Source organism: Cytobacillus sp. IB215665 (assembly GCF_033963835.1).
Taxonomy (GTDB): Bacteria; Bacillota; Bacilli; order Bacillales; family SM2101; genus Nanhaiella.
The window spans coordinates 19,904-42,655 of record NZ_JAXBME010000027.1 but is presented as its reverse complement, the minus strand read 5'-3'; the positions used below and the strand labels follow the sequence as shown (position 1 = coordinate 42,655).

The following is a 22,752-nucleotide window of genomic DNA, read 5'->3' as shown; positions in this document are numbered from 1 at the left end:
AAATTCTATTTAACTATCAATTCGTCAATTGTTGTATCAAAAATGGTAGCTATTACGTGAGCTTTATCTACTGTAAAAGTAGTTTTTCCAAGTTCGATTTTACTCAGTGCTGATTGGTTCATTCCAAGCATTTTAGCTAATTCCCCTTGTTTTATACCTCTAATTTTCCTGTGATAAGCTATTTTGTTTTGGAGCATAATTTCTCACCTACCGTCATATGTTATATTAGGACTTTAAGGTCTGCTGTAATCAAAGTATATCTGTCCTTTTAGTCCTTCGTCAACAATTTTTTTGATCAAAAAAACAGTTACTATTGTCCTTATTGGACTTTTTCTGATACAATATAGCCATCTGTACATGGACTTTTGTCCTGAAAGGACTGTTAAAAAAATATGGATTATGAGAAAATTGGTAAGCATATTCGTGCTGCTCGTGTAGCTAAAAACCTCACACTAGAAGATGTTGGTGAAATGCTAGGAATGAATTACTCCAGCGTTGGAAAAATGGAACGTGGCGAAAGACGGCCAACACTTGATACAATTGAACAGCTCTCTATCATATTTGGTGTGACAATAGATTATTTACTCGGTAAAAGTGACGAGCCTAAATTGACTGCTGATCAAAATAGTATTATTACTGCTGAAGCTATGAAACTGTATGAGATTATCGAGTCATTACCTGAAGGTGAGAAAGATGAGATAATCAAAGAAGTTATTGGCTATGTAAAAGTGAAATCTAATAAAGGTTTATAGCTACCTGGTAGAACAGGTAGCTTTTTTATTTTGAATTATTTCTGCTATCTTAGTTGCAGCTGGCATATTTGCATTATTGTTTTCTACAATTTTTTCTAGTGCGTTTAATAGTTCTTTATTCATATTATTGCCCCCTGTTATTTTTATCTTTTCTTCAAAATGTCGGACCACGAGTCCCTTTCCCTCAGATCAGGATCCCAATCTGTATACTTCCATTTCTCTTGATCCATGATCTCAAAAGCCTTTTCTGCTAGTTCATCGATTTCTGTTTGGATTTTTTTATTTGGAAAAGGTATTATCTCTGCTGTTTGCTTTGTCGTTTGCTCTGCTAGATATGCCATGATGATCACTCCTATATTTTTTTAAAATTGACAAATTGTGATTTTTTTCAAAGATTGTCAATTTTTCTCTAGAAACAGGAAAGACGCAACCTAGTTAAAGGTTACGTCTCTCTTAAAATATCAATTTAGTATTTTATTTAGTTGTTGATCAACCGCCTGTTGGAGCCGGATCAGTATTAAATTTAACAACATCATCCTTACTGACCACCAATAAAGTTGTATCTATAACAGGTACCTCTTCTGTATTTGTTTCTTCAGCTTCTTCATTAGCAAATGCTACACTTTGTCCTGAAAGCAAAAATGCACCCATTACTAATGCTATTAATCCTTTTTTAAACATGCTACTGTTCACCTCTTTCTGTCTCGTAGATATTATAGAGACCTAAAACACCATTTTCATGTTCCCCTAGCTTTAGTAGTTCTTTCATAGGGAAGTAACCATACAATCTATCATTACGTTTCATAAATGTAGATAGAGCTTTCCAGTAAAAACCTCTATCACCTGTTGCTTTACCTCTCATGAAATCACGTATAGCTTCCTGTTTACCTTCTTCAATATCTAACTCGTCAAGAAGCTTCATTCCGTGAGCCGTATTTCCATCTAAGATGTGCTTAAAAGCAATGTTTTGCTTATGCTTAATATCCTCAAGTGGTATATCAACACTATGTAATAGTTTTATAAGTTCTATTCTTTTGACGAATAATGAAGCAACACTTAACCTATTCATTTCCTCGTATATTTCAATAGCTTTCTCAAAATGTTGGATTGCTATATCAATCTTTGATTTATCTTGGATGTTTCTCTCCGCCAATGTAATGGTAGCAAAGGCATCAAAGCCTTTTCCAATTGAAAAGCCCAGTGTTTGTAAAGCTAACTCTTCAGCTTCATCAAACTTCCCTGAACGTACATATATTGCTTGCAGAAACTCTCCTAAACGGATCCCAAAGGAAAAACGTATATATGTATTTTCAACATGGCTAATATTTTCTTGCAACATCTTCATGTTATCGGATATTTCTCTATAATTTTGTTCTTGATTCAGATGCTCAAGAGCCCTTAGTGAGCGATATATCTCAGATTCTTTACAAGATGGCTCTATTTCCATGAGCTTATTATACCAATCTGTTAATGAAATCTTACCTAGTTTTCTTTGAATGCTCAGATTGTACAGGTCAGCCCACGCTTTTAACTCATTCGATTCTTTGGCCTTTGACCAAAAATACTCACATAATTTTTGCAACTGGCCTAGGAAGTTATGAGTATCGCAGTACTCCATTGCCACCTTAACATTATCATAATTTGTTAAATCTCGAATGTAAAGCAGCATTAATTTTTCTACTTTAATTTTAGGTGAAAGGGTAGCCACATACTTTACAATCTTGTATATCTTTTCAAAGTCACCGCCTCTACTACCTTTTAACACTCTTGAAAGTGTGCTTTGTTTCATCCCAAATTGTTCCGATAATTTTTTTTGAGTTATCCCGTATTTTCTAATTAATTTTTGAAATTCTGTGCCAAAATCTAAGGTGGAGGTGTTTGTTGACATTTGTTTTCCTCCCAATAAAAAAAGTTAATCCCTATCACTTTTCCAAGGATTAACACTCTTGCATACGTCAAAAATATATGGAAAACATTGCTTATTTTTGATATAGTATGAAGAGTATCCTAGTGCTTTAGAGAGATAGGATACGCTGCTGTCACCTTAACTGTCCAGGGAAAGGTGACGGCTTTAATTTTATTCTTTTATACAAACAAACGTTCGTGTTTATGTTCGTATTATATCATTTTGCACGTTCGGTTACTAGAAAAAATTGCAAGTTTTTTAACTTATAAACTATAAAGTTACAAATTTGTCCATTTTTTGTAAACGCTTATATAGCTATAATTTTACGCCTCTACCAAAAGAATTGCAAACATTTTAAAAATTCTATTTTGGTAAATGTTGTAATTATAATTCTGTGGCCACAAAATATTTTCTATTTACATTTTTCTTACAAAAACCCTAACATACGCTGTAAAATTTTTCTTCTGCCCTGAGACGTGGTTTGGAGAGTCTCAGACCGTTAATGCTCTCAAATACTCCCGTTTTCTTCAAAAGTATCAACATACTTATATTTTGTTGTTTTACCTTGACACCTTAAAAAACATTGTTAAATCAACGTTTATAGGTACTATCACTCTAGCATTTTAACGATTAAACTATGTTTTTCATCATTCAATAATTTTTCTTTGTTTACATCCTGAAATATCGGATCCTGGCAAACTTTAAGCTGTTCTATTTGAGAAAACGTCACCGAATATACTATGCTGCATTGTTCATCAAGTGGCATAGTTTCATTCTTTTTGTTACGTTCAACAATATATCGATATAATGAATCAATTGCTACCAATCCAATTTCATTTTTATCTGTCTTGCTGATACGGACATCACTAAAAGTTCTTTTCGCTTGTTTACATGCACTTGTGACTCTTGTCCATATTTTTCTCAGATCATGCTGAAAAAGTGATGCATATTTTTGGTTTACAATTTTAGGGACAAACTTTATGTACTTAAATGACCTGGTATTTAAATGATTATTAATATTATGAAGATTAGTATAGATAGAATGGCCAGTTTCAAGGGGGGCCAATTGATCAACAACTTTTTCCTTTTGTTCCGGCTTTTTTCGCCCCTCTCCACTAGTAGGTGGGGGGTCAATTTTATTAGAATTTGAAACAAATCGATTGAATATCCAAAGGTTAGTAGACTGAGATTTATTGTTCCTTTGTGTTGGTTCGATAGTTAATATTCCTAGTTTCACAGCCTTGCGTTTCATACGTTTAAAAGTAGACTCACTTACTCCTGCTGCGGTATCTTTGTCCTGGATCCCAGCTAAAACTGTCTTAATACTAGCATTAGCGACACCGATAACCTTAGCACAGTATTTTCGCAAGCGATTAAAGGCTATAAACTCTGATTTTGTAAACTCTTTTTTGTATATGGATAAGAACATTTCAATGTTGTTGTTGAAGTCTTTTAAGCTCTTAAAGTTGCTGTAGCGTTGAAATTCTTCGATTCTTCCGTTAAGTAGCATTAATACTCGTCCCTTTCTTTTCGGGGAACGAAAAAGAACAAATGCATTCGCCATCCGTACAATACGAGAAAAATCTCGTAAATTGGCAAAACATTTGTCCCTGAAAAGTCTTGAATTTCATAACTAAAAATAGTAGAATATATAATGATATATCTAATAAAGTTAATTATGAAGAACTTTCTTTTTGGCAAAAGTGTTTTACCGTAGGCTAGTACGGTTTAACCGTTGTAAAGTGTTGGTAGCACTTTATAACAGTCGAAGAGAAGGTTCTTTTTACATTTCCGTTTCTTATGTACTTGTTTTCTAGTTTATACCTCTACTGGATAGATTGCAATAGGCAATTTTGTAAACGGTTTCCCTCATACCCTTCAAATCCTAATGAATCAAACTTGAATTGAAAATGAATTAATTTTGAATCAATAATTTTTACTTCTTATTCATTTGATTCAAATTAGAATTATAATTGATTTTATTTTAAATTAAACTTGAATTAAGTTGGTTGAATCTGCTAATATAGGAATATAGTTGATTCAATTTGAAATTAAATTTAATTCAAACTTAATTCAAGGAGGTTTTTTAAATGAAACGCTTAAATATTCCGTATGCGATTGACCTTGGAAATGGCTATACTAAACGAACGAATGGTGACAGTGTATTGGTAGAGCCGTCTGTTTTTGCTACGGCTCCTGATTTTTTCTCAACAACTAGTGACTATGATTCTTTTAAATACCAAGATTCCGATACATACCATGTCGGCAATGATGTTAGAAAGGCTGATTTAACAGCAATTCCAGCCCTTGGTGATGACGATATGGGGCGATATGACTCAATAGAATTTAAACAACTATTATTTGCTTTTATAGCAAAAGATTTTAGAGAATCTGTTACAATACCTCACCTAGTTACTGGACTACCAGTTAATCATTTTAAGGCTAAAGCTGACGATCTTAAAAAGTCAATTGAAGGCAGCAAAGTTATTTCTATTAATGGCGAAGAAATAATTATTAAAGTAGAAAAGGTTCACGTACTACCGCAACCAATTGGAACTTACATGAACTTGGTGAACAGCGAAAAAGTTAACCCTGAAGAACAACTTTCACTTATCGTAGACGGAGGACACGGCACACTGGATGTCACGGAAATGAAGGGATATACTATTAATCAACGTGCAGGAGCTTTGAAAGGTGTTAAAAATGCACATATTGACATTTATAATTTTCTAGTAGACCAATTCGGAGACATGCGATCTATTTCAATATCAAATATTCCACAGCTTCTTGAAAAAGGTATGGTTTACGATGGTCAAGTATTAGATATAAAAGAAATAAATGAAGTAAAAGACATTTTAAACAAGCATTTTGATGATATGTTTTTATTCATACGTGATAATAATTTCGACTTAAAATCGTATAATAATGTTATTTTTACAGGTGGTATGGCAAAAATGCACTCAAGTAGAATTAAAGCAAAAAATAGAAATAGCTTTATTATTTTGGATGATGCGCAAGAAGCAAACGTCCTTGGGTATTTCGATTATGGAAAGGCTGTGATTGAACGTGAAAAAGAAAGTGCAACTGTACGTTAATGACAACGAAAAAGAAGTGTATGCCCTTCTCGATCAAATAGAAAATGAAGGAATTGAATATCAAGAAACGGATGGCGAAACACAAAAAGTTGTAAAACGTGGCTATGTCCAGGACCGATTGAAAGAGATTTTAAAAACTTATTCAATTATTGCTAAGTCAGTGGGATCATCCGAGCCATCTGAAGTAATTAATAAATGGATTCAGTTGAATTCTGGTACTGCTTCAGCTCCCTCCCCTTCAAAACCGACAACTAATACTATAGAAGAAACTGAAAGAACTAGTAATAATCTAAAGGGTTTTACTGAGCAAGCAGCTACTAATTTTGGGATGGATTAATTAAAAGCGTAGATTATTTTTCTACGCTTTTTTTATTTACCAAATAATTTAGCGAAAAACCCCTTCTTTTCTTCTGTAGCAGCAGCGATTTGTTTACGTACTTCAGTGGCCTCATTCAATGACTGCATTAGTAATTTATCTCTTTCATTTAAACGCTCATCAATATATTTCTGCTGTTGATCAAGTTTTTTTAGCAATTCTGCATTTAGTTTATTTTGTTTTTCGCTCATATCGGTCAATACGTCTAATTTTTTTGTTAAATCAGCCAGCATGTCGCACTCAATCCCTTGCTGTGGCTGCGTATTACCCGATACGTCATCTTTTGTTGTATCGACTTTCGCTATGTATTTTGACGCTATGTCATGTGCTATTTCCTCTACTGATTTATCACTTTTAGATGCGTTTTTCAGTTCAAAGAATATTTCTTTATCTTGCTTTGTGAAGATTCGATAACCACTGGCATTTCTATTAAAGACATATCCACTAGCTTCTAAGAGTTGAGAATATTTTCTAACCGTACTTTCCGCTATATCGGTTATGTTGGCTATGTCTTTAGTTGAATAATCTTTCATATCGACACCTCCTGTTTATATCGTTCGATATAAGAGGTGATAATCCTTTTATTTTTGTTTTTTCACCTTAACTTTTTTCACCGTTTTTGATTTTTTTCCAAGCTTTCCGAATTTTATTAGGAGATCTTTATCTAGTTTCTCTTTCATACATTTCACACCTCTCTACCTTTAAATATTCGTATTTTACAAGTTTAGCCAACTAATCTATTTTCTAAACGCTTAGAGCTTGTTCTAATCTTCTTCACTGCTGAATAGATTACTATATAACATTTCAACATTATGACACTAGCATCAAAAGGGAAGTAAGGTCTTAAAGTGTTGGGGGAGGGTTTGTATTGAAACCAATTAATCCTATTTTTGATCAAAAAACAAAAAGGCCTCAAACAAATAATGTTCGTAAAAAACCAATAACAAAGGTAGAAGGTAGAAAAGAAAGAATTGATAAGAAAAAAGATGTTAAGATCCCATTTTCACAACAAGAGAGGCAGCTAATTAAAACATTAGCAAAAAGGAAGGGAATGGATCCCACAAATTTTTGTACTGCTTTAATTAAAAGGGGATTAAAAGGGAACTATCCATTCTCAGAAATTAAATATGATCCAAAGGGAAAACCATATCCAGTGAAACTTGAAAGATATTTTCATGACTTGCTTTTTGATTATACCATTAGTTGGGATTGTAGTTTAAGAGAGGCAGCTTATAGGATTGTTTCATTTATGTTGATGGAAGAGAGTGGCATATATGAAGAAAGATGATTTGAACCAGGCACTATATAGTGTATATAAAGAGGAATTAGATGACCTTTCATATTCTCCTACAGGTGTATTAGATAAAATTATGTTCAAGATCACTCGAAAATTTAATGAGTACACGGATTTAAAATATACGTTCACAGTACCTTTATCAGAATACTTACGTGGAAAACTCTTTTGTGATGATGTATCAGATGCTATGGAGAAGCGATTTACTCAAATAAACCTAATTAGCATTTTACTGGATGACTTTTTATATCAAGCTAAGAGGCGAAGTAACCCGTATGATTTGTACCGTGAATTGGATTCCAGGTTCAGAAAAACAATTGAAGTCCATAATTACAAGGATGGAAACAAAACCTTCTATATTAATCCTCGAGATCAGAAGATGAAGAGCGTTGATTGTATAATAAAAAGAAAAGATGCTTTAAGGTTGGAGGTTATGTTGAGCGATATAGCCGATATACAGCAAGAAAAATCATTCACAGTAAGTGAAGTATTGCAAATTTTATATAGAGACTTCATATTCAATTATAAAAACGGATCTCTAACAAACGTTATGGAAAATGTTATTAAACGCTTATCCCAATAACAAAGGGGCGATTCATTTGGTTATGACAAAGGAAAAAGCTAGTGAGATAGCTAAAAAGCTAAAACAACACCAGGATAAGTATTTTTTAGTGCAAGACTTAGAGGAGGAAAAACCATTGAAAATGACAAAGAAAGAGGCTGAAGAGGAAGCGAAAAAAATACTCGCTGTTGCTGAAAAATGGGGACTACCAAAGAGGAAGAAAAAGAAAAAAGTAAAAAAATAAAAAGGGCTGCATAAAATTACAGCTCTTTTTATTTTTGAACCAACAACCTTTTTATAAAAATAATGTATTTTTTTGGATAGTAAATTATTATTAATAAAAAGGGGGAGTTTCTACTATGAGTACGATTAACGAAAAAGCACTAATGATTGATAACCAAAATTTTTCTAAAAAACTAACTATGTATTTTAGAAAAATAGGCCTTGAAATGGAAGAGTATGTTTTATTAGATGCATGCATCAAATTTCAACACCAAAACCCTGATCAGAACTTTATTAGTAAGATAACAGGTTTTGAAAAAAAGAAAATAGAGAGAATTATTCTAAATTTAGTAAATTATGGATTGATTACACAACTACAAGATGGCACTATAGATTTTACAGAACTGCATAAAAAATTAAACCAAATCGAATTCAAATTATTGCCTCTTAAAAATAAAATTATGGTAAGTAAATCTTCACATCAGCATGGAGATGAAGCTCATATGGGGATGGTGGAGTTAGTGGCCCCTTCTAAGAAAAATGGTATTTATGTAAAAAATTTCTCATCCTCAAGAGAAGGACATATATGGCGTTTAGATGATATGAAACAATTAGCAAAGGAAATATTAGAGTTCACTGCTCTATACACACAAGAACAAATAGACCAATACAATAAAGATGTTGATAGATACAATAAAGATGTTGAAAGACAAAATGAAATAGAACGTGAAATAAATGCTAAGAAAGCTAAGGAACGGGAAGAAGAACTAAGAAAAAGGGATGCACCAAAGTCAGGGTGTATACTTCTATGTAGATCATCCTCTAGTGGATTATACAATTTAAAATTTTCAATATCGGTGTCAATTGATCATAGAGTGAGCCAAATTAAAGAAGAGTATGGAGATGAGCTAGAAATTATACATACCCTTGAAACATATGATACTTATAAACTATTAAATAAATTTATTAAAAAGCAATTCAGTAATAGATCAACTGAAGGTGGTTGGTATGAATTATCTGAGGAAGACGTTGAATTTTTTAAAAATGAAAAGTATCCACCACAAGCTATGGAATGGTTAAACGGTAAATCCGAAGAATAAAAAAGGGCTGCATTAATTACAGTCCTTTTTTTACGTTACGCCAACAACATCTTGCGCTGAAGTCTTGACGCAATTATTTACCGGGCAGTAGTAAATGAACACTTCACGACCACCTTTAAAAATGAGTCGTTTACCTTCAGGTAACATTGAAAAAGGTTGAACCTCAACTAAATCACTTGAACGCATTTCTTCTATATAACTATTTATCTCGTTTTCATGATCTGTCATTAACGACACCGCCACCTGGATCTAGCATTTATACCAGCTCCTTTGTTAATTTTTACACTTGTCACAGGTACCGTTATTTGCTAAAGCTTCTACATCGCTAATCATTTCGTCACAAACTGAACAGTATTTTTGGGGATCTTTGTCTCTAGGCTCTTTTTGTTCGATTATCAAATTCTTAAAATATCCCAAAAAAGCTACCTCCCTTAATAAATTGGATATATAATTCCAATTCGACAGAAAAGAGCATATTCCTACCAAGAAAACTGAAAGGTTTATACATAAAAAATATGCAAGAATTTCGGGAAATAATTTATTTAGCCTTCTCAAAAACCTTGATTTAAAGCCTATGTATAAAATCATGTATATATGATAAATTTTCAACCTTTAAAAACCCTGCTATATCAACGTTTGTAAAAAGTCATTGGTTCCTATAGTTGCTATTATGTAAACTAGAATTGAATATTCTATACATGGATATACAAAAGACATCGAGAAAGATTATCTCTGCTCGATGTCTTTTAATAAATCCTTATAGGCTTCAATATATTGTTCATATATACGAATTTCTCTTTCTGCCGCCTCTTTGTCGATTGCTTTATACTTCCTAACAAAATATCTGTTTCGATTATACTCATTTGCACAATGATAACTACAAAATGGACTGAACCTCTCTTGTCCATTCTCAGTGATTGTATTGAAAAACGATATATGGAGTTCTTCGCCACAACCGTGACACTTTTTTGTAACCCTTGTATTTTTCCTGATCCCAAACTTTTGGTATAGATATTTTACTCTTCGGACATTTACATCAAGAATTTGAGCTATCTGTTTTTGTGTATACATATCAGATAAATTTTTGATAACTTCCTTATTACTAAATCCCTGTGCTTCCATAACAAATACATATTCTTTTGCTTTTTCCAGCTCTTCTTCATCGAGCAGCAATATTAGCACTCCTTTTGTACTTTGTACTTTGTACCACTGTTATTGAAAAGCACAAAGTACAAAATTGGAATATTTATTTTCAATAGTATTATTAACAAATTATGGTTACATATACTGTACTTCGGATATATTAAGAAATATAGCTGGGAAAAGGGGTTTTGTGATGAGAGTTCATGAATTAATTGAAGAATTGCAGAAAATGCCACAATTCAATGTAGTAAAAATAGCAGATTCAGAATATGTGAATGATGTTCGTGAAGTTGAATTTGATGATGGTAGAGAATATGTAATTATCAAACCTCTTTAGACCCTATTGTATATGAGCAATTGTACATTTTCCAACAATTATGATATTCTAATCATAGACAAGCATTAACTGCATACAATAAGAAAGACCGAAGGTGCTGTAACACCAACGGTCTAACAATAGACGATTCCTTCAGGAGTCGGCTTGAATAGTCAAAATAGACCACCAATCGCTCCGGCTAAAGAGTTAAGGGTGGTCTATTTTTTGCCGTTTTTATTGAAAGACAGTACTGAAATGATCAGCCCGCAAAATGCAATTGCCAACATCAACGCTTCAAATACCGTCATACGCCTCACCCCCTTTCAGGGAATGAAGCCGACCACCCTTAGAAATTCGCTATTGTATTCCAATTATACCATAGTTGCCCATATTGACGCATTTTGCTGTGAAAGTACATCTTGCGTTCGTGGCATCTTTTCTTAATTAAACAGAACACCTATTTAGTTAGCCTAATTCCTTTTGATACTTTTCTAGTTCCTCAATTGAAGAAGAAGCCCAAGAAAGATATGGAATTTCAACCCCGTGTTTTTTATAAATTCCTTCAACTATTACCTTTTTCTTACTAAGTTCTTCTTTCAGTTCTCGTTCTCGCTTCTTTTTAACAGCAGACTGCTGAAGTCTTTTAGATGCTAACACTTTGTTTGCATCTTCAACTGTTTCATATACTTTTCCCCTGTTGATTAACTTAGCTTTTTTACTATGGTCCGGCTTAATCCAGTAGGCAGTTCCTCGTTTACTTTCCCTAATAATTTTACCTTTAAGCACTGTATTTTTAGATAAAAAATAAACGCTCATACAACACACCTCCAAGATATACCATTCCCCAAAAAGCGATATTCAACTCAATAATCATTATGTTTAATTAATTGTTACTATTTATTATTAATAACAGACATAATAATAGTAAATTCACTACAACTCTTGGTAATGGAGTTTAATTTAACCCAATGATCTATCGCTAAAATTTCTTTGTAAGAAAGCTATATACTTATCTGATACTTGTAAAAGATCACTCAAAACTGACAACGCTTCATTTAGCTTATCATATTCATACATAATAACTTCACCATTATGTGTGAGAGTTCCGCCAGAGAATACATACCTTCCTGAGTGAATTTCAAAACAAAATGATAATTTAGTATCAAACGCTCTAATAATAAATGTGTTAAGAGTTGAAGAATTTAGGACATTTTGATCTGGCACTTCAAATTCTAAATCTACCACATCTAAATCATCAATACTATGTTTTTCTAATAAGTGTAGAACAGTTGTCAAATCACCATTTCCAAAAATCTTTGTGTATTTAGTCTCTTTTATTTTCATATAAAACAACCTCCCAAGTAATAAATTTTTTCGCAAGAGTTCGTGGCACATCTTTTTCTTTTATTAAACTCACTATCACATAAGTCTATTAGGCTCTGTTACTTCCTCGTCATTTCTCTCATCATAAGGTTTAATAAAATACAATTCGCCACGTTCAGCCTTCAGCTCTTTGCACTTGTCGATTGCTTCAAGCTTCCCTCTTATTATTGTTGCAACAACTTCTCCTGCTACTGGATCATTTTTATATATTTTATAGAGCATCATCGTTACTCTCCTTATGTCACTGTTTTCTAGCCATAACAACTTTCTTTCTTTCTAATATATCTGATTTGAAAAATAGCTTGTCACGTACCATTTCTTTAATTGGTGTTAGTACACCTCTATTGACCAAATCATTTAAATTCTGCCTGGAGCAACCGAGGATCTCGATTGCTTCAGACGTATTTATTACCTCTTCAGCTATAAACATCTTTAATTCTTCTTTGTTTTTAAAAGTAAGTCCATTAGTTGTCATGCTGCTTAATCCTCCTTCTTAACCACAGGGTAAGGGCTGCAGTTAGCAGCCACACCCCAGCTAAAATAGATGCAATAATATCTAGGCTGGTTAGGTTTTTATAGTCTAATGATGCAAAGTGAAATATAAACAATACGAGAAAAATAATATGGAAAGTATCAGTTTTTTTCATAATTTTTAACGGACATGGTATAATGATAGTAAGGTAGGAGGAGAGCCGAACCTGCTCCCACCTTACTTTGAGTATTTGCGTTATTCCTTATCGGAATGCGCTTTTTCTTGTTGTAGTTTTTCTTTTCTGTCTTTCAAGTCTAGCAAGTTTTTTGCTATTGCTGTCAGCCCTGCTAGTATTCCAACCGACCAAGCAATTATTCTTAGCAACCTCTCCCATGTATCCATGTCCATTATTCTTTCACCTCCTTTCTATACTATTATTATATCAACTATCTTGACTTAAGTCAAGATAAAACATGATAATTATTGGATTTATTGGTAAAAAATAATAGATTTTCAATTTTTAATAGTGTTGGTAGAGCGCCCTCAGACAAAATTATCTTTTCCTTTACGTACTATATGTTAGATAAATGCAAAATAAAAAAGCCATACTCGGCAAGAGCAGGACTTTAAAAGGTGGTATTAAAGTTATTTTCAATCATACGGTCTGTACTTCTTTCTCAATTCTTCAGCCTCTTGTTTTCTAGCCTCCAGGTCAGATTTTAAAAACAATTTGATTCGTGGCACTTCCTTTACTGGAGTTACTTTTCCATGATGGACCGCCTTGTTTAATGCTTGTTTTGAGATCCCTAAATATTCCACCGCTTCAGGCGTGGTCAGTATTTCGTCCTGGATAAATTCAATCAGTTCTTCTTTGCTGTTAAAGTTGTATTTCATACAAATCACCTTTTCAAAATTTTTATCAAGAGTAGTACAAACCATACTCCTACCGTAGTGACTCCGATCCACTTTAATACACTCATATTTGAGAAATCTAAATCAGAGATCCAGGCTAGAAACAAGACTATAAACAAAATATCTGTTGAGTTAATTTTTTTCATAATTATAAAAAGTGGTTGACTGTGATATACTAGTTAGTAGTAGATGGGAGTTGTGCGCTCCCACCACTATCTACTAACTATACGAATGTTTTAGCGTTTCTTTTTCTTCTTATTAGAAGGTTTAGAACGCTTTTTCTTTTTCTTGTTGTTTTTTCTTCTGTCTTTGAGGTCTTGGTAAGTTTTTATTCCACCGAGCGTTGATGCTATTATAATTACTATGTCTTTTATCATGTCAACCACTTCTTTTTTCCACCCCCTTTTCTTAATTTAATTATACCATTTCTGTTGACTCTTGGCAACTGTTTAGTAGAAATAATTGGGCTTTTTTCAAAAAAATATTAATTTTGTTAGAATTAATAGTGTTGCTAGAACACCCTCAGACAAAATTAATATTTTCATTAACGTACTACGTTATAGATAAATGAAATATAAAAAGCCTCCTACTCGCAAGAGCAAAAGACTTTTGATGTATTGGGTGACTAATCCCATCCAGTAACAAAATATGAAGTTTCTACAATGATTGTGTGGACAGGACACTAGAAAATTTTATTTTTTCTTTTACTAACCGAACATACTTTCGTATATAATAAGTACTGAGGTGATACGTTTGAAAGATAGAGGGATTATGAAATGGATGCCTGCATTTATACAGCCCGAACAAATGAAGATGATGAAAGAAGCACAAGCAGATTATTATAAAGTGGAAAAGCCTGTCTTAGATGAGCATGAAATAGAAGAAATAAACAGCACAATACTTGAAGCTATGGAGTTTACACAAGAAGTGACTGTGACATATTTTGAGAATGGATCTTTTAAGCCTTGCATGGGATATATTCATTTTTTGGATCAATACAATAAGCATATCAGGGTAGTGGATAAATTTGAGGAAGTTCACAGAATTAAATTTGAGGACATAATAAACGTGCAAATAATATAACAGCCCTACATGCTTTGCAGGGCTGTTTTTTCGTGGAGTGAATATCTTGCTGTATTTTATATTATGCAATTGTTATTTTTTGTATGCGTTATTCTCGAGCACGGTAGAGCATCAATAATACTTGCGCTCTTGTGCATGGTTCGTTTAATCGTTCACCATTTGAAATGTTGTTTTCTTTTGCCCATTCCACTGCGTTAGCGAGTTCATAAGCATATTCGCTTGGAACTTCTGTTACAGGCTTAATGACTATTTTCTTCAGTTTATAATGTTCCACAATTCCGTTTACGATAGCTTGAGCACATTTCCTGCGATAAGAATCGGACTTTAACAATTGAGCTTCTTCCTTATTCGTCATGAATCCACACTCAGGTAAGATGGCAGTCATGTTTGATTCTCGTAGCATGTGATAATCTGCTGTTTTAACCCCTCTGTTTCTTCTGCCAGTTTCACGCAATAACTGATTTTGAACTGCTACAGCAAGATCATAGGCATCCTTTGGTTTTGATGAATCAACATATGTTTCAACGCCTTCACCACTATGCCAACCATTCCCTGCAGCATTAGCGTGAACTGAAACTAGTACATCAGCTCCCCATTCATTTGCTATATCTGTACGTTTTTGAAGTGGTACATCACTCTGTCCAGTTGGATCATGTGAGATAAGAACTTTTACATTTTCATATTCCGCTAAGAATTGTTTAGCATATTCACAAACCTTACTATTAAATTGCCACTCTCTCATTGTTCCATCAGGAACACGTTTACCAGGAGTGTGAAATCCGTGACCAGCATCTAATAAGATTTTCATTACTTATCCCCTCCGTTGTTTTTATCTCTCATTTGTTCAAATACTGCTTTAAAATTTGATGGGAATGGTACACCAAGCTTTGCTAAGTTTTCTAACAATGAAATACCTTCAGTACCAATTAAAAACATCAGCATAGCATTTCTCATGAAGCTACCTTCATTCCCTGTGATAATGTCTAATTGATTCGCAACAATAATAAGTGACAGCATACTTGCTTTTTTGAGCAATCCTTTAAATGCTGTTTTTGAAGATGTGCTTTTGTCTTCAATACTTGCAGCTATGCCTGTCACATAATCTAGTATCATGAAAATTCCAACAGCAATTAATAGCTTATCTACCCCTCCTACTAAAAAAGCGAAGCTTGCGAAAGCTCCGCCAGTGATGAATGTATATAAAGTATCTGTATTGTGCTTCATATCTTTCTCCTTTCCATAATAAAAAGCCCACTATGGGCTTGTATTTTTCGTTAGTAAACATATTGGGTGTTTTGTTTGATAAAAATAAGATGAGCCTAAGCCCACCTTATAAAGCAAAATCTTCATTTGTGATTTGCTTAAATTCATCTTCTGTGATTTCTCCGTGTGGGTTTGCGTCAGTCTTGACAACAAGGCGTAGCTTGTCAATTGAAACCCACTTAAGAGAGTATGCTAGTTTCCAAAATGCCATCGTTACTCACCTCCTTTAAGTTGCATTACTTCAATTTTTAACAATGCTAACTCTTGACCAAGAGTATCTATTACAGCATCCTTTTCTATGTTTTCTATAATTGCTAATGCTAATTGCTCTCCCAATCCAGCTACCTGTTCCTCGACTGTAAAATCATTTTCAAACACCTTTTTTAAAGGTCCGAATGTTCCGTCCGGCAGTCTCTCTCTGCTCATTAATGCCATTAATCAAGCACCCCCGATATTAAACTGATTGATGGGCTTACATCGACTGAATCACGTTCAAGCAAAAGTTTTAATATGATCTTTTCTTTCTCTGAATCTGCTTGATATTTAAGTGTATCTTCGGTAATTTCATCAGTTAATGATGCTGTATTATCAAGCAACATAGGTTGAAAATCCTCCGGCTCATTGTTCATAGTCATGCTTATTTCTGCAGTAATGTTTAAGGCAGGATCACGCTGAATCCATAACAAAACGCCTTTCGCTGTCCCTTTTGGTGCATCGATTTCCAATCGAGCAAAAGAGCTAAGTAAAGGCGTTTCAATTTCTGATTTATTTATAATTAATGATTTTGTTGTTACAAAATTATATCCGTCAATAGCTTGTATTTGAACTGTATTTTCATCTTCTGTCAACGCTTCAAGCTTAAGATCAAACGAAAATGCTCCAGATGGACCGTTATGGATTTGACTGTATGAGTTGCCATTTAGATTGTACTTTACAACCACATCTCCATTTTCAGGATCTCCTGCTGTTCCAGTGATAGTGATTGTGTCATTATCTATTAGATCTGACAATTCTTGAAATGAATCAATTGATATAGTTGGTGGACGATTCAACACTACGTAAAATGTTCGATTATCTTCCGTTATACCACCTTGATCATCTTCAACTGTTACTTTAAGCGTGTGAGCAATACCTTCCTCAAGTTGATCTGTTACAACCGTTTCTCCATCATACAAGATTCCGTTCTTCAAAGTAATAGATTTTGAAAATGGGAATGGTGTTCCGTTCGATATTTGCGTTTCAATAGCCCTTTCAGTTTGTCCATCAATTTGATAACGAACAATAACAACTTGCCCTACATCTTCGTCAGTTGCTTGACCTTCAATTGTTAGAGTGTCATTTTCGTAAAGTGTACGATTATCAGTTGTGGTTAGTACAACAGTCGGTGCTTGGTTGTGTTGTATTTCAAAAACATCGGAATAAATCCAATCGGAATAAACATTATTATCATCTTTCGTCCTTGCCCTAAATTGGATGTTTGTTTTTGTGGCATCTCTAGTAATGACAATGCTCGATGTTGTAGATGCTGACGATCCAAATCGATACCATGTCTCGTTATTATAATTATATTCAAATTCATACGATACATCTGATGCACTAGAAGATCCAACGGTCACTACTGCTTGGTCTACAGGCTTAAATATAGTATTACTAGCTGGTGATGAAAACGGCTGTGGTGGTACAATACTTTCGTTTACTCGGCTTCCTTTTACGTACCAATAATTATCATAGTGCCTACCATCATCAGGATAATCACTTTCTTCTCCAATAACTCCAGTTTCAGTTAAGACACCTTTGCTATAAGTAATTGTTGGTGGTTTGTATCTATCGGCTTCATAAATATCTGCGTTTACATGATAATCATCACTTTCTCCTGACGTTATTGCAACTCGTTTTACTATTGTGTCACCCTGAAGAAGATAGCCTACATCACCAATATTAACCCATGTTGGTGGGTCCCACCAACCGTCGTTTTCACCAGTTTTATATTCCCAACTATCTCCATCCCATATAATATCCCTTTTCATTTTATCAAATTCAGTGCTCACGTTTGATGTTTTTAGTGTATATTCTATTGTTGAATCGTTTCCGTATGTTGTATTAACATGGTATTTATTCCAATAATATTTAGGCTTTGTGGCGGTAAATGTTCCACTTTCCCTATATGACGATTCCAAACCCTTGCTATCTACCGCTTTAACCCTCATTCTTAGACTTGTTGCTGTTGGTATTTCGTATGTGAAACTAGGCGATGATGTTTGTCCAACTTGCTCATAGTTTGCTCCATTTATTGATACTTCCCACATGTATTTAGAGATATTATTCTCCAAATCGGTAGCAGCACCAACCGCAAATGCCCTTAAATCTCCACTTTCCAATTCTTCATTATATATAGGGCTTGAAAATACTCCGGGTGTTGATGGTGCTGTATTAGCAAATATTTCAATCTTATTACTATCTCTACTTGAAAAAGTTCCAAACTCATCCCTAACAGTAATTCTAAAATAAGCTTCAGTTGTTACAGGTGAATCTTCAGGAATAGTAATTTCATAACTTGTTGATGTTTTGTTTAAATTAGTAGCAAGAGTTCTTAATTGACCATCACCATCTCTTAAATATAACTCATAAGTGTAATCATGACCTTCAGGATCACCTAATGAACTATTTTGCCATTTTATTTCATATTTTTCACCCTGCATTATTCTTTCATTTAACCTATTAGGAGCTAAAAACAATGGTGTTTGAACTGTTTCATTAGCAATTCCAATAATATTAGATCTACTTCCACCAAGTACTTCTAAAATACCTGTTTTGCTAACCAATGTTCCTTCTGAACCAATTTGATCTACATCTTCTTCATAGTGCCATATCTCAGCATCTTCATCATATTCCCAAATAGTTATTTTACTTGCTTGGTCGTCAATTAAAATATATCTTGCGGGCCTATCTTTTTCATATAATTCCATATCAAGAACTTGTTGATTAGGTATATTTATTTTCATGTTTTCAAGATTAACATTATCATTTATTATATCTGTTGTTACACTTCTTTCGGACCAAAGATCACCAGGATTATAATTAAGTAGGGTATACCATATCCAATCAGGTTGACCTGTACTATTATCTCTATCATTATAATCTGAAATTATTACTTGATCTAATGCAGTGCTAACCCTATATTCTGAATAACACCAAAATATATTTTCACCTTCATCATTAAGAGATGTTGAAAATGAAAGATCTATTTCATTTACTTTAGTCCAAGATGAATCACCATCAAAAGCTTGATATAACTCAATTGTTGTTTTATCTTTTTCAATCCATAAGTTAATTAATTCTTCATCTGTATCCGGAGCTTCTGCATTTATTATTCTACCTTCAGGTAATTCTGCAATAACTTTAGATTTTCGTCCCCAGGCGCCATTAGATGATTCACTATATCTTATTATCGTTTTTCTTGCCATTATTAAATCACCTCATTAACAGAGATTGTAAATGTACTCCATTCACCAAATGTTAATCTCCCATCATTTTCGGAGTTACTTCTTGCAATAACAGCACCTTTTTTATAACCATTCACAAGAGCACCCTGTATGGTTATCGTACCTGTTGCTGTATCAATATTAGTAATCATTATGTCCTCGTTATTTTCATCATCATAAATTGTAACAACCGTAAAATCTTCAAATCCTTCAATGCCATCCACACTGAAAGATGTAGCTCCTGCAGACACTTCCTCGATAACAACAGCTTTTTCACTAAGTAAGGTGATACGGTTCCCATCACCTTCAAAAGTAACAAAAAAAGCACCACTGTTACCTGGTACCCTCCCGTCAATCTCCATTTGCACCTCTAATTTTTGAATGTCAGAAGCTTGTTGAATAAGCCATTCATAAGCATTGAAAATGCCATTTTCAATGTTATTGGCCCTTTGCGCTGTATACTTCGTCCCATGCTGTAATATCTTTGGTTCTCCCGTTGCAGGATCTATTTCCGTTGGATCTTCAATCTCATCTAGCCAATCAGTTTTTATATACGGATTAGTTGAAGTTATAACGATGCTCATAAAACAATCCCCCCTTTAATGACCAGCTCAATGAGAAATACAATCATAAAACCATCTTCCCCTTTTTGAATGCTGGTGTTATGTGTTTCTAAATTCCTTCCTATACTATCAACTATTCTTGCTTCGTTAATGTAACCTGTCTCTGATTGCAAATAGACATATTTCTTTATTTGATTATCTTTCTTAACTACTTTATAGAAAGGAAATTCTTGATCTACACCATCTATTGTTACGATTGCTTTAGTTGATAAATTGCTAATAAAATCTATCGTTTGATCTACCAATAATTGATTTACTGGCATCTTTACCACCACCTAACCAGCGTTAAATTTACCACAAACAGGGTATTTAATTTCAAAATCATAGGGAGCAACATTCATTTCAGCGCTGTTTGAAAGTTGTTTACCGTGCATACTTGCTGTACTGAATTTATTACAGATTGGATAAGGAACATGAATCTCTTTCGTATCATGGGTTAATTCTAGTTGTCCTTTTGGCATTTTAACAGCAATACCTTCTAACCAGGAGCGCTTATTTTTTGTGGCATCCACCATTTGAATAAGCCTTTTAATGTCGTCACTTTTAATATTTGTCTGTTCAACTTCAATCTGAAAGTAGTAAGGATCTCCACTATAATCAAACCACTCAAATACTTCAGCGTTAGGAAAAACAATCGATACTACTTGTTCAACAGCCCACGGAGTTCCTTTGGTTCTATGCCACATGTTAGCGTTTTGGATCAGTTGGCGCTTTTGTTCAATAGGTAGCGAATTTTCATAGAAATCAACATGTTTCTGAAATGCTAAATAGTCCAGGAGATTTTCAGGCAATTTATTCACATCATAAAAAATAGACATTGATTCAGCTTCCCTATAAGCGCCTTTTATCTCCTGCTCAAAAGCTTCACCAAGAGCAACCATAAAAGGATCTACTTTTAGGCTTTGAGGAAGAAGGTCAACAACTGAATATTCCTGAATACTATTCATCCGTTAATCCCCCAAACACTAGGCTTTGAACATCTTCCCTTGCCACTTGATGTTTTTCAATTGGTATATACATTTCAGAATTCACCTTCACTCGATAAGCTCCAGCCTCTTTTAACTTGGCAATAAGCTCTGTTAAATCAACGTCACGGCCCATTTTTTCACGCTGCCATTTCAAGTAATCCTGGTATGCATCTTCAACGTTAGCTTGAATGGCGCTTAATACAGATGCGTTTGATTGAAGAATCCAATATTCAACATCTGCATTATAATTAATTACATCAGGAACATTAGTCGTTACTGAATCTGTAATTGGCCTTACTTTTTTATGTGAACAGATGACTAACACTTCATCCAAAAGCTCCAGTGAAGGTAGTTCGCCATTTTTCAGTAGTACACGTATATCAACGGTTCCCTCTGTTGGACTTAATACAACTACATCCACAATTTCTTGGCTTGTCGTTTTTGCCCAATACTCGTAAGCACCTTCAGGGCCAGCAACTGAAAACGATTCAGGCGCAATTCTTATTCGTTCAGCATATGGATCATTTTCCTCAATTCCTATACCGCCTGAGCTTGTTGTTACGTTTCTAACTTCTTTTGTCCACGGAATAGGATCAACAAGGGTGGTTATTTCACCTGGCAAATATCCATTACCCTTTTCACCTTTATCAGTGCATGTAGCAAGCATTTGTATGGAGTGTTGGCCAACAGGAACAACAGTTGTTTCATCTGTCGCAAAAAATATTTCTCCAACAAGAAAACGTGTGCCCTCTGAAATGACCAGATTGTCCACACGTTCTTCTTCAAGAACAAATTCCATTGTAGTAACTGCAGCTTTATCATCGAGCCTTGCAGTGTTCACCCCAGCTCCATGATGATCCAAGTATTCATCTTCAGCATAAGCTAATAGATTTTGCTTCAGTCCATAATCCAAGTTATTGCGTTCCTGGACTATATAAAGAACAAGACCTTGTACAAACTTTCTACGTGGATCTGCATTAGAAAGGGTAATACCTGTTTTACTTTCAATATAATCAAGCATGGTCTTTTCGATTTCTTCAGGCGATTTGTCCAAAAAATTAACGTCAGGTAAATTAAATCTATTCATCTATACTCACCCTTACTATCGCTTTTAGTTTCCCATTTATAGGATCACCCTCCATTTTAATTTCATCTACAATTGCCCGTGGTTCGTACTTTTGGATAGCCTGGATAATTCGAGCTTGATTAATGGCTCTTGCTGCAACAATTGGAGAATCTAAGTCCGGTACCCATCCAAAAGCCCTGTCCATCGGGCAAGAATAAACAACGGTTGAAAGGATGAAACCAACATTCTGAAGGATCTCGTCAATGCCTGTAGCACCGAAATTATATTCTGTTATTCTAGTCACTTCATGTTGCATAATCACCCTCCTTACCGTTTAATGTAATACTCTTTTAAATCTATCTGAACCTCTGCATTGAGTAGATTTCCTTGATTATCAATGACTTTGTGTGACTCACTTAACTTTTGAATGGACCAATAATTTTGAGAAATCGGCTTGCCTCCAAGAATAAAAGGGGCAACTTTTCCTGTGTCTCTCATTTCCCTGAGCATTTCTAATTGTTTAATAGGGTTGATTCCAAACTCTGCCTTTAATATGATTGTAAAGTTAATTTCTTCAAGCCCTGGGCCGTTAAATTCTGATTTCGGTTTATGGCCAATAATGTCATGATCATTCCACCTGGCAGAACCCGTTCTATTAAAGTCCTTAAACGTTTGTGTTTTATTCGGAGAAATTTCAAAAACTATCTCACCAAATGTGCCAATCTTAGCCAAGA

At 34.1% G+C, this 22,752-nt stretch carries 37 protein-coding genes; 9 read left to right on the top strand and 28 right to left on the bottom strand.

The genetic code is table 11. From position 1 onward, the window contains the following. Positions 1-5 precede the first annotated feature (5 nt). Entirely contained in the window at positions 6-197 is a 192-nt protein-coding gene (locus tag SLH52_RS21895) for a helix-turn-helix transcriptional regulator (RefSeq protein ID WP_320211330.1), read from the bottom strand. Positions 198-392: 195 nt separating this feature from the next. Here SLH52_RS21895 and SLH52_RS21890 point away from each other — a divergent pair, with 195 nt between their 5' ends. After that, the gene (locus tag SLH52_RS21890) at positions 393-752 is read left to right on the top strand and encodes a helix-turn-helix transcriptional regulator (protein WP_320211329.1); all 360 of its coding nucleotides are present in this window, start codon (positions 393-395) and stop codon (positions 750-752) included. Here the strand turns inward: SLH52_RS21890 and SLH52_RS21885 are convergent, their stop codons facing one another. The 5 genes from SLH52_RS21885 to SLH52_RS21865 form a co-directional block, all read right to left on the bottom strand. Then, the gene (locus tag SLH52_RS21885; protein ID WP_320211328.1) at positions 753-875 is read right to left on the bottom strand and encodes a hypothetical protein; all 123 of its coding nucleotides are present in this window, start codon (positions 873-875) and stop codon (positions 753-755) included. Between the two features lie 20 nt (positions 876-895). Further along, the gene (locus SLH52_RS21880; RefSeq protein WP_320211327.1) at positions 896-1,093 is read right to left on the bottom strand and encodes a hypothetical protein; all 198 of its coding nucleotides are present in this window, start codon (positions 1,091-1,093) and stop codon (positions 896-898) included. Positions 1,094-1,241: 148 nt separating this feature from the next. Further along, on the bottom strand, positions 1,242-1,433 hold the full coding sequence (locus SLH52_RS21875; protein ID WP_320211326.1) for a hypothetical protein: 192 nt from the start codon (positions 1,431-1,433) through the stop codon (positions 1,242-1,244). 1 nt (position 1,434) lies between these two features. After that, positions 1,435-2,640, bottom strand: a complete 1,206-nt coding sequence (locus tag SLH52_RS21870) for an AimR family lysis-lysogeny pheromone receptor (protein WP_320211325.1) — start codon at positions 2,638-2,640, stop codon at positions 1,435-1,437. Between the two features lie 628 nt (positions 2,641-3,268). Beyond that, positions 3,269-4,168: a hypothetical protein gene (locus SLH52_RS21865; protein WP_320211324.1), complete on the bottom strand. Its 900-nt coding sequence runs from the start codon at positions 4,166-4,168 to the stop codon at positions 3,269-3,271. 580 nt (positions 4,169-4,748) lie between these two features. Here SLH52_RS21865 and SLH52_RS21860 point away from each other — a divergent pair. Further along, on the top strand, positions 4,749-5,753 hold the full coding sequence (locus SLH52_RS21860; protein ID WP_320211323.1) for a ParM/StbA family protein: 1,005 nt from the start codon (positions 4,749-4,751) through the stop codon (positions 5,751-5,753). Beyond that, complete coding sequence (locus tag SLH52_RS21855; protein ID WP_320211322.1) at positions 5,725-6,090, top strand: hypothetical protein; 366 nt, start codon at positions 5,725-5,727, stop codon at positions 6,088-6,090. Before SLH52_RS21860 ends, SLH52_RS21855 begins: the two co-directional genes overlap by 29 nt. Positions 6,091-6,122: 32 nt before the next feature. Here SLH52_RS21855 and SLH52_RS21850 read toward each other — a convergent pair whose 3' ends face one another. Beyond that, positions 6,123-6,662 (bottom strand): DUF3967 domain-containing protein, encoded by a 540-nt coding sequence (locus SLH52_RS21850; protein WP_320211321.1) that lies wholly within the window; start codon positions 6,660-6,662, stop codon positions 6,123-6,125. Between the two features lie 335 nt (positions 6,663-6,997). Between SLH52_RS21850 and SLH52_RS21845 the strand changes: the two genes are divergently transcribed. The 4 genes from SLH52_RS21845 to SLH52_RS21830 all read left to right on the top strand — a co-directional run bounded on the left by SLH52_RS21845 (position 6,998) and on the right by SLH52_RS21830 (position 9,307). Then, entirely contained in the window at positions 6,998-7,417 is a 420-nt protein-coding gene (locus tag SLH52_RS21845) for a hypothetical protein (protein ID WP_320211320.1), read from the top strand. Beyond that, positions 7,404-8,006: a hypothetical protein gene (locus tag SLH52_RS21840; RefSeq protein ID WP_320211319.1), complete on the top strand. Its 603-nt coding sequence runs from the start codon at positions 7,404-7,406 to the stop codon at positions 8,004-8,006. Before SLH52_RS21845 ends, SLH52_RS21840 begins: the two co-directional genes overlap by 14 nt. A gap of 16 nt (positions 8,007-8,022) precedes the next feature. Beyond that, positions 8,023-8,229 carry a hypothetical protein gene (locus SLH52_RS21835; RefSeq protein WP_320211318.1) on the top strand — a complete coding sequence of 69 codons (207 nt, stop codon included), beginning with the start codon at positions 8,023-8,025 and terminating at the stop codon, positions 8,227-8,229. Between the two features lie 115 nt (positions 8,230-8,344). Beyond that, the gene (locus SLH52_RS21830; RefSeq protein WP_320211317.1) at positions 8,345-9,307 is read left to right on the top strand and encodes a hypothetical protein; all 963 of its coding nucleotides are present in this window, start codon (positions 8,345-8,347) and stop codon (positions 9,305-9,307) included. Between the two features lie 30 nt (positions 9,308-9,337). Here the strand turns inward: SLH52_RS21830 and SLH52_RS21825 are convergent, their stop codons facing one another. Both SLH52_RS21825 and SLH52_RS21820 read right to left on the bottom strand, forming a co-directional pair. Then, a complete protein-coding gene (locus tag SLH52_RS21825; protein ID WP_320211316.1) occupies positions 9,338-9,535 on the bottom strand; it encodes a hypothetical protein in 198 nt (65 codons plus the stop codon). 498 nt (positions 9,536-10,033) lie between these two features. Next, complete coding sequence (locus SLH52_RS21820; protein WP_320211315.1) at positions 10,034-10,480, bottom strand: hypothetical protein; 447 nt, start codon at positions 10,478-10,480, stop codon at positions 10,034-10,036. Positions 10,481-10,643: 163 nt separating this feature from the next. On the opposite strand from SLH52_RS21820, the gene SLH52_RS21815 reads away from it, so the two are divergent. Continuing rightward, positions 10,644-10,787, top strand: coding sequence for a hypothetical protein (locus tag SLH52_RS21815; RefSeq protein WP_320211314.1), 144 nt, complete (start codon positions 10,644-10,646; stop codon positions 10,785-10,787). A 197-nt stretch (positions 10,788-10,984) separates the two neighbouring features. On the opposite strand, the gene SLH52_RS21810 is transcribed toward SLH52_RS21815, so the two are convergent. The 8 genes from SLH52_RS21810 to SLH52_RS21775 all read right to left on the bottom strand — a co-directional run bounded on the left by SLH52_RS21810 (position 10,985) and on the right by SLH52_RS21775 (position 13,919). Then, positions 10,985-11,074, bottom strand: a complete 90-nt coding sequence (locus SLH52_RS21810; RefSeq protein ID WP_320209868.1) for a putative holin-like toxin — start codon at positions 11,072-11,074, stop codon at positions 10,985-10,987. A gap of 157 nt (positions 11,075-11,231) precedes the next feature. Beyond that, positions 11,232-11,582 carry a hypothetical protein gene (locus SLH52_RS21805; RefSeq protein WP_320211313.1) on the bottom strand — a complete coding sequence of 117 codons (351 nt, stop codon included), beginning with the start codon at positions 11,580-11,582 and terminating at the stop codon, positions 11,232-11,234. A gap of 144 nt (positions 11,583-11,726) precedes the next feature. Continuing rightward, on the bottom strand, positions 11,727-12,110 hold the full coding sequence (locus SLH52_RS21800; protein ID WP_320211312.1) for a hypothetical protein: 384 nt from the start codon (positions 12,108-12,110) through the stop codon (positions 11,727-11,729). A gap of 75 nt (positions 12,111-12,185) precedes the next feature. After that, complete coding sequence (locus SLH52_RS21795; RefSeq protein WP_320211311.1) at positions 12,186-12,374, bottom strand: hypothetical protein; 189 nt, start codon at positions 12,372-12,374, stop codon at positions 12,186-12,188. Between the two features lie 16 nt (positions 12,375-12,390). After that, positions 12,391-12,624 (bottom strand): DNA-binding protein, encoded by a 234-nt coding sequence (locus tag SLH52_RS21790; protein WP_320211310.1) that lies wholly within the window; start codon positions 12,622-12,624, stop codon positions 12,391-12,393. 252 nt (positions 12,625-12,876) lie between these two features. Next, positions 12,877-13,029 carry a hypothetical protein gene (locus tag SLH52_RS21785; RefSeq protein ID WP_320211309.1) on the bottom strand — a complete coding sequence of 51 codons (153 nt, stop codon included), beginning with the start codon at positions 13,027-13,029 and terminating at the stop codon, positions 12,877-12,879. A 243-nt stretch (positions 13,030-13,272) separates the two neighbouring features. Beyond that, positions 13,273-13,587: a helix-turn-helix domain-containing protein gene (locus SLH52_RS21780; protein WP_320211308.1), complete on the bottom strand. Its 315-nt coding sequence runs from the start codon at positions 13,585-13,587 to the stop codon at positions 13,273-13,275. A 182-nt stretch (positions 13,588-13,769) separates the two neighbouring features. Continuing rightward, on the bottom strand, positions 13,770-13,919 hold the full coding sequence (locus SLH52_RS21775; protein ID WP_320211307.1) for a hypothetical protein: 150 nt from the start codon (positions 13,917-13,919) through the stop codon (positions 13,770-13,772). Between the two features lie 367 nt (positions 13,920-14,286). Here SLH52_RS21775 and SLH52_RS21770 point away from each other — a divergent pair, with 367 nt between their 5' ends. Beyond that, on the top strand, positions 14,287-14,616 hold the full coding sequence (locus tag SLH52_RS21770; protein WP_320211306.1) for a YolD-like family protein: 330 nt from the start codon (positions 14,287-14,289) through the stop codon (positions 14,614-14,616). An 88-nt stretch (positions 14,617-14,704) separates the two neighbouring features. Here the strand turns inward: SLH52_RS21770 and SLH52_RS21765 are convergent, their stop codons facing one another. The 11 genes from SLH52_RS21765 to SLH52_RS21715 all read right to left on the bottom strand — a co-directional run bounded on the left by SLH52_RS21765 (position 14,705) and on the right by SLH52_RS21715 (position 22,750). Then, on the bottom strand, positions 14,705-15,424 hold the full coding sequence (locus tag SLH52_RS21765) for an N-acetylmuramoyl-L-alanine amidase (protein WP_320211305.1): 720 nt from the start codon (positions 15,422-15,424) through the stop codon (positions 14,705-14,707). Then, positions 15,424-15,840 carry a phage holin family protein gene (locus tag SLH52_RS21760; RefSeq protein WP_320211304.1) on the bottom strand — a complete coding sequence of 139 codons (417 nt, stop codon included), beginning with the start codon at positions 15,838-15,840 and terminating at the stop codon, positions 15,424-15,426. The genes SLH52_RS21765 and SLH52_RS21760 overlap by 1 nt, the downstream gene beginning before the upstream one ends. A gap of 106 nt (positions 15,841-15,946) precedes the next feature. Beyond that, on the bottom strand, positions 15,947-16,090 hold the full coding sequence (locus tag SLH52_RS21755; RefSeq protein ID WP_320211303.1) for an XkdX family protein: 144 nt from the start codon (positions 16,088-16,090) through the stop codon (positions 15,947-15,949). Between the two features lie 2 nt (positions 16,091-16,092). Further along, the gene (locus SLH52_RS21750) at positions 16,093-16,314 is read right to left on the bottom strand and encodes a hypothetical protein (RefSeq protein WP_320211302.1); all 222 of its coding nucleotides are present in this window, start codon (positions 16,312-16,314) and stop codon (positions 16,093-16,095) included. Continuing rightward, positions 16,314-19,343 (bottom strand): hypothetical protein, encoded by a 3,030-nt coding sequence (locus SLH52_RS21745; protein ID WP_320211301.1) that lies wholly within the window; start codon positions 19,341-19,343, stop codon positions 16,314-16,316. Before SLH52_RS21745 ends, SLH52_RS21750 begins: the two co-directional genes overlap by 1 nt. A gap of 2 nt (positions 19,344-19,345) precedes the next feature. Beyond that, on the bottom strand, positions 19,346-19,945 hold the full coding sequence (locus tag SLH52_RS21740; protein ID WP_320211300.1) for a hypothetical protein: 600 nt from the start codon (positions 19,943-19,945) through the stop codon (positions 19,346-19,348). Continuing rightward, complete coding sequence (locus SLH52_RS21735) at positions 19,942-20,247, bottom strand: hypothetical protein (protein ID WP_320211299.1); 306 nt, start codon at positions 20,245-20,247, stop codon at positions 19,942-19,944. The genes SLH52_RS21740 and SLH52_RS21735 overlap by 4 nt, the downstream gene beginning before the upstream one ends. A gap of 12 nt (positions 20,248-20,259) precedes the next feature. After that, entirely contained in the window at positions 20,260-20,931 is a 672-nt protein-coding gene (locus tag SLH52_RS21730) for a phage tail protein I (protein ID WP_320211298.1), read from the bottom strand. Continuing rightward, positions 20,924-22,039 carry a baseplate J/gp47 family protein gene (locus tag SLH52_RS21725; protein ID WP_320211297.1) on the bottom strand — a complete coding sequence of 372 codons (1,116 nt, stop codon included), beginning with the start codon at positions 22,037-22,039 and terminating at the stop codon, positions 20,924-20,926. The genes SLH52_RS21730 and SLH52_RS21725 overlap by 8 nt, the downstream gene beginning before the upstream one ends. Continuing rightward, complete coding sequence (locus SLH52_RS21720) at positions 22,032-22,334, bottom strand: hypothetical protein (protein WP_320211296.1); 303 nt, start codon at positions 22,332-22,334, stop codon at positions 22,032-22,034. The genes SLH52_RS21725 and SLH52_RS21720 overlap by 8 nt, the downstream gene beginning before the upstream one ends. An 11-nt stretch (positions 22,335-22,345) precedes the next feature. Next, complete coding sequence (locus SLH52_RS21715) at positions 22,346-22,750, bottom strand: phage tail protein (RefSeq protein ID WP_320211295.1); 405 nt, start codon at positions 22,748-22,750, stop codon at positions 22,346-22,348. Positions 22,751-22,752 lie beyond the last annotated feature (2 nt).

Coding starts and splice junctions, on each gene's coding strand:
- SLH52_RS21895 (WP_320211330.1), bottom strand. CDS start 197: ATGCTCCAAAACAAAATAGCTTATCACAGGAAAATTAGAGGTATAAAA.
- SLH52_RS21890 (WP_320211329.1), top strand. CDS start 393: ATGGATTATGAGAAAATTGGTAAGCATATTCGTGCTGCTCGTGTAGCT.
- SLH52_RS21885 (WP_320211328.1), bottom strand. CDS start 875: ATGAATAAAGAACTATTAAACGCACTAGAAAAAATTGTAGAAAACAAT.
- SLH52_RS21880 (WP_320211327.1), bottom strand. CDS start 1,093: ATGGCATATCTAGCAGAGCAAACGACAAAGCAAACAGCAGAGATAATA.
- SLH52_RS21875 (WP_320211326.1), bottom strand. CDS start 1,433: ATGTTTAAAAAAGGATTAATAGCATTAGTAATGGGTGCATTTTTGCTT.
- SLH52_RS21870 (WP_320211325.1), bottom strand. CDS start 2,640: ATGTCAACAAACACCTCCACCTTAGATTTTGGCACAGAATTTCAAAAA.
- SLH52_RS21865 (WP_320211324.1), bottom strand. CDS start 4,168: ATGCTACTTAACGGAAGAATCGAAGAATTTCAACGCTACAGCAACTTT.
- SLH52_RS21860 (WP_320211323.1), top strand. CDS start 4,749: ATGAAACGCTTAAATATTCCGTATGCGATTGACCTTGGAAATGGCTAT.
- SLH52_RS21850 (WP_320211321.1), bottom strand. CDS start 6,662: ATGAAAGATTATTCAACTAAAGACATAGCCAACATAACCGATATAGCG.
- SLH52_RS21840 (WP_320211319.1), top strand. CDS start 7,404: ATGAAGAAAGATGATTTGAACCAGGCACTATATAGTGTATATAAAGAG.
- SLH52_RS21830 (WP_320211317.1), top strand. CDS start 8,345: ATGAGTACGATTAACGAAAAAGCACTAATGATTGATAACCAAAATTTT.
- SLH52_RS21825 (WP_320211316.1), bottom strand. CDS start 9,535: ATGACAGATCATGAAAACGAGATAAATAGTTATATAGAAGAAATGCGT.
- SLH52_RS21815 (WP_320211314.1), top strand. CDS start 10,644: ATGAGAGTTCATGAATTAATTGAAGAATTGCAGAAAATGCCACAATTC.
- SLH52_RS21810 (WP_320209868.1), bottom strand. CDS start 11,074: ATGACGGTATTTGAAGCGTTGATGTTGGCAATTGCATTTTGCGGGCTG.
- SLH52_RS21805 (WP_320211313.1), bottom strand. CDS start 11,582: ATGAGCGTTTATTTTTTATCTAAAAATACAGTGCTTAAAGGTAAAATT.
- SLH52_RS21800 (WP_320211312.1), bottom strand. CDS start 12,110: ATGAAAATAAAAGAGACTAAATACACAAAGATTTTTGGAAATGGTGAT.
- SLH52_RS21795 (WP_320211311.1), bottom strand. CDS start 12,374: ATGATGCTCTATAAAATATATAAAAATGATCCAGTAGCAGGAGAAGTT.
- SLH52_RS21790 (WP_320211310.1), bottom strand. CDS start 12,624: ATGACAACTAATGGACTTACTTTTAAAAACAAAGAAGAATTAAAGATG.
- SLH52_RS21785 (WP_320211309.1), bottom strand. CDS start 13,029: ATGGACATGGATACATGGGAGAGGTTGCTAAGAATAATTGCTTGGTCG.
- SLH52_RS21765 (WP_320211305.1), bottom strand. CDS start 15,424: ATGAAAATCTTATTAGATGCTGGTCACGGATTTCACACTCCTGGTAAA.
- SLH52_RS21760 (WP_320211304.1), bottom strand. CDS start 15,840: ATGAAGCACAATACAGATACTTTATATACATTCATCACTGGCGGAGCT.
- SLH52_RS21755 (WP_320211303.1), bottom strand. CDS start 16,090: ATGGCATTTTGGAAACTAGCATACTCTCTTAAGTGGGTTTCAATTGAC.
- SLH52_RS21750 (WP_320211302.1), bottom strand. CDS start 16,314: ATGGCATTAATGAGCAGAGAGAGACTGCCGGACGGAACATTCGGACCT.
- SLH52_RS21745 (WP_320211301.1), bottom strand. CDS start 19,343: ATGGCAAGAAAAACGATAATAAGATATAGTGAATCATCTAATGGCGCC.
- SLH52_RS21740 (WP_320211300.1), bottom strand. CDS start 19,945: ATGAGCATCGTTATAACTTCAACTAATCCGTATATAAAAACTGATTGG.
- SLH52_RS21735 (WP_320211299.1), bottom strand. CDS start 20,247: ATGCCAGTAAATCAATTATTGGTAGATCAAACGATAGATTTTATTAGC.
- SLH52_RS21730 (WP_320211298.1), bottom strand. CDS start 20,931: ATGAATAGTATTCAGGAATATTCAGTTGTTGACCTTCTTCCTCAAAGC.
- SLH52_RS21725 (WP_320211297.1), bottom strand. CDS start 22,039: ATGAATAGATTTAATTTACCTGACGTTAATTTTTTGGACAAATCGCCT.
- SLH52_RS21720 (WP_320211296.1), bottom strand. CDS start 22,334: ATGCAACATGAAGTGACTAGAATAACAGAATATAATTTCGGTGCTACA.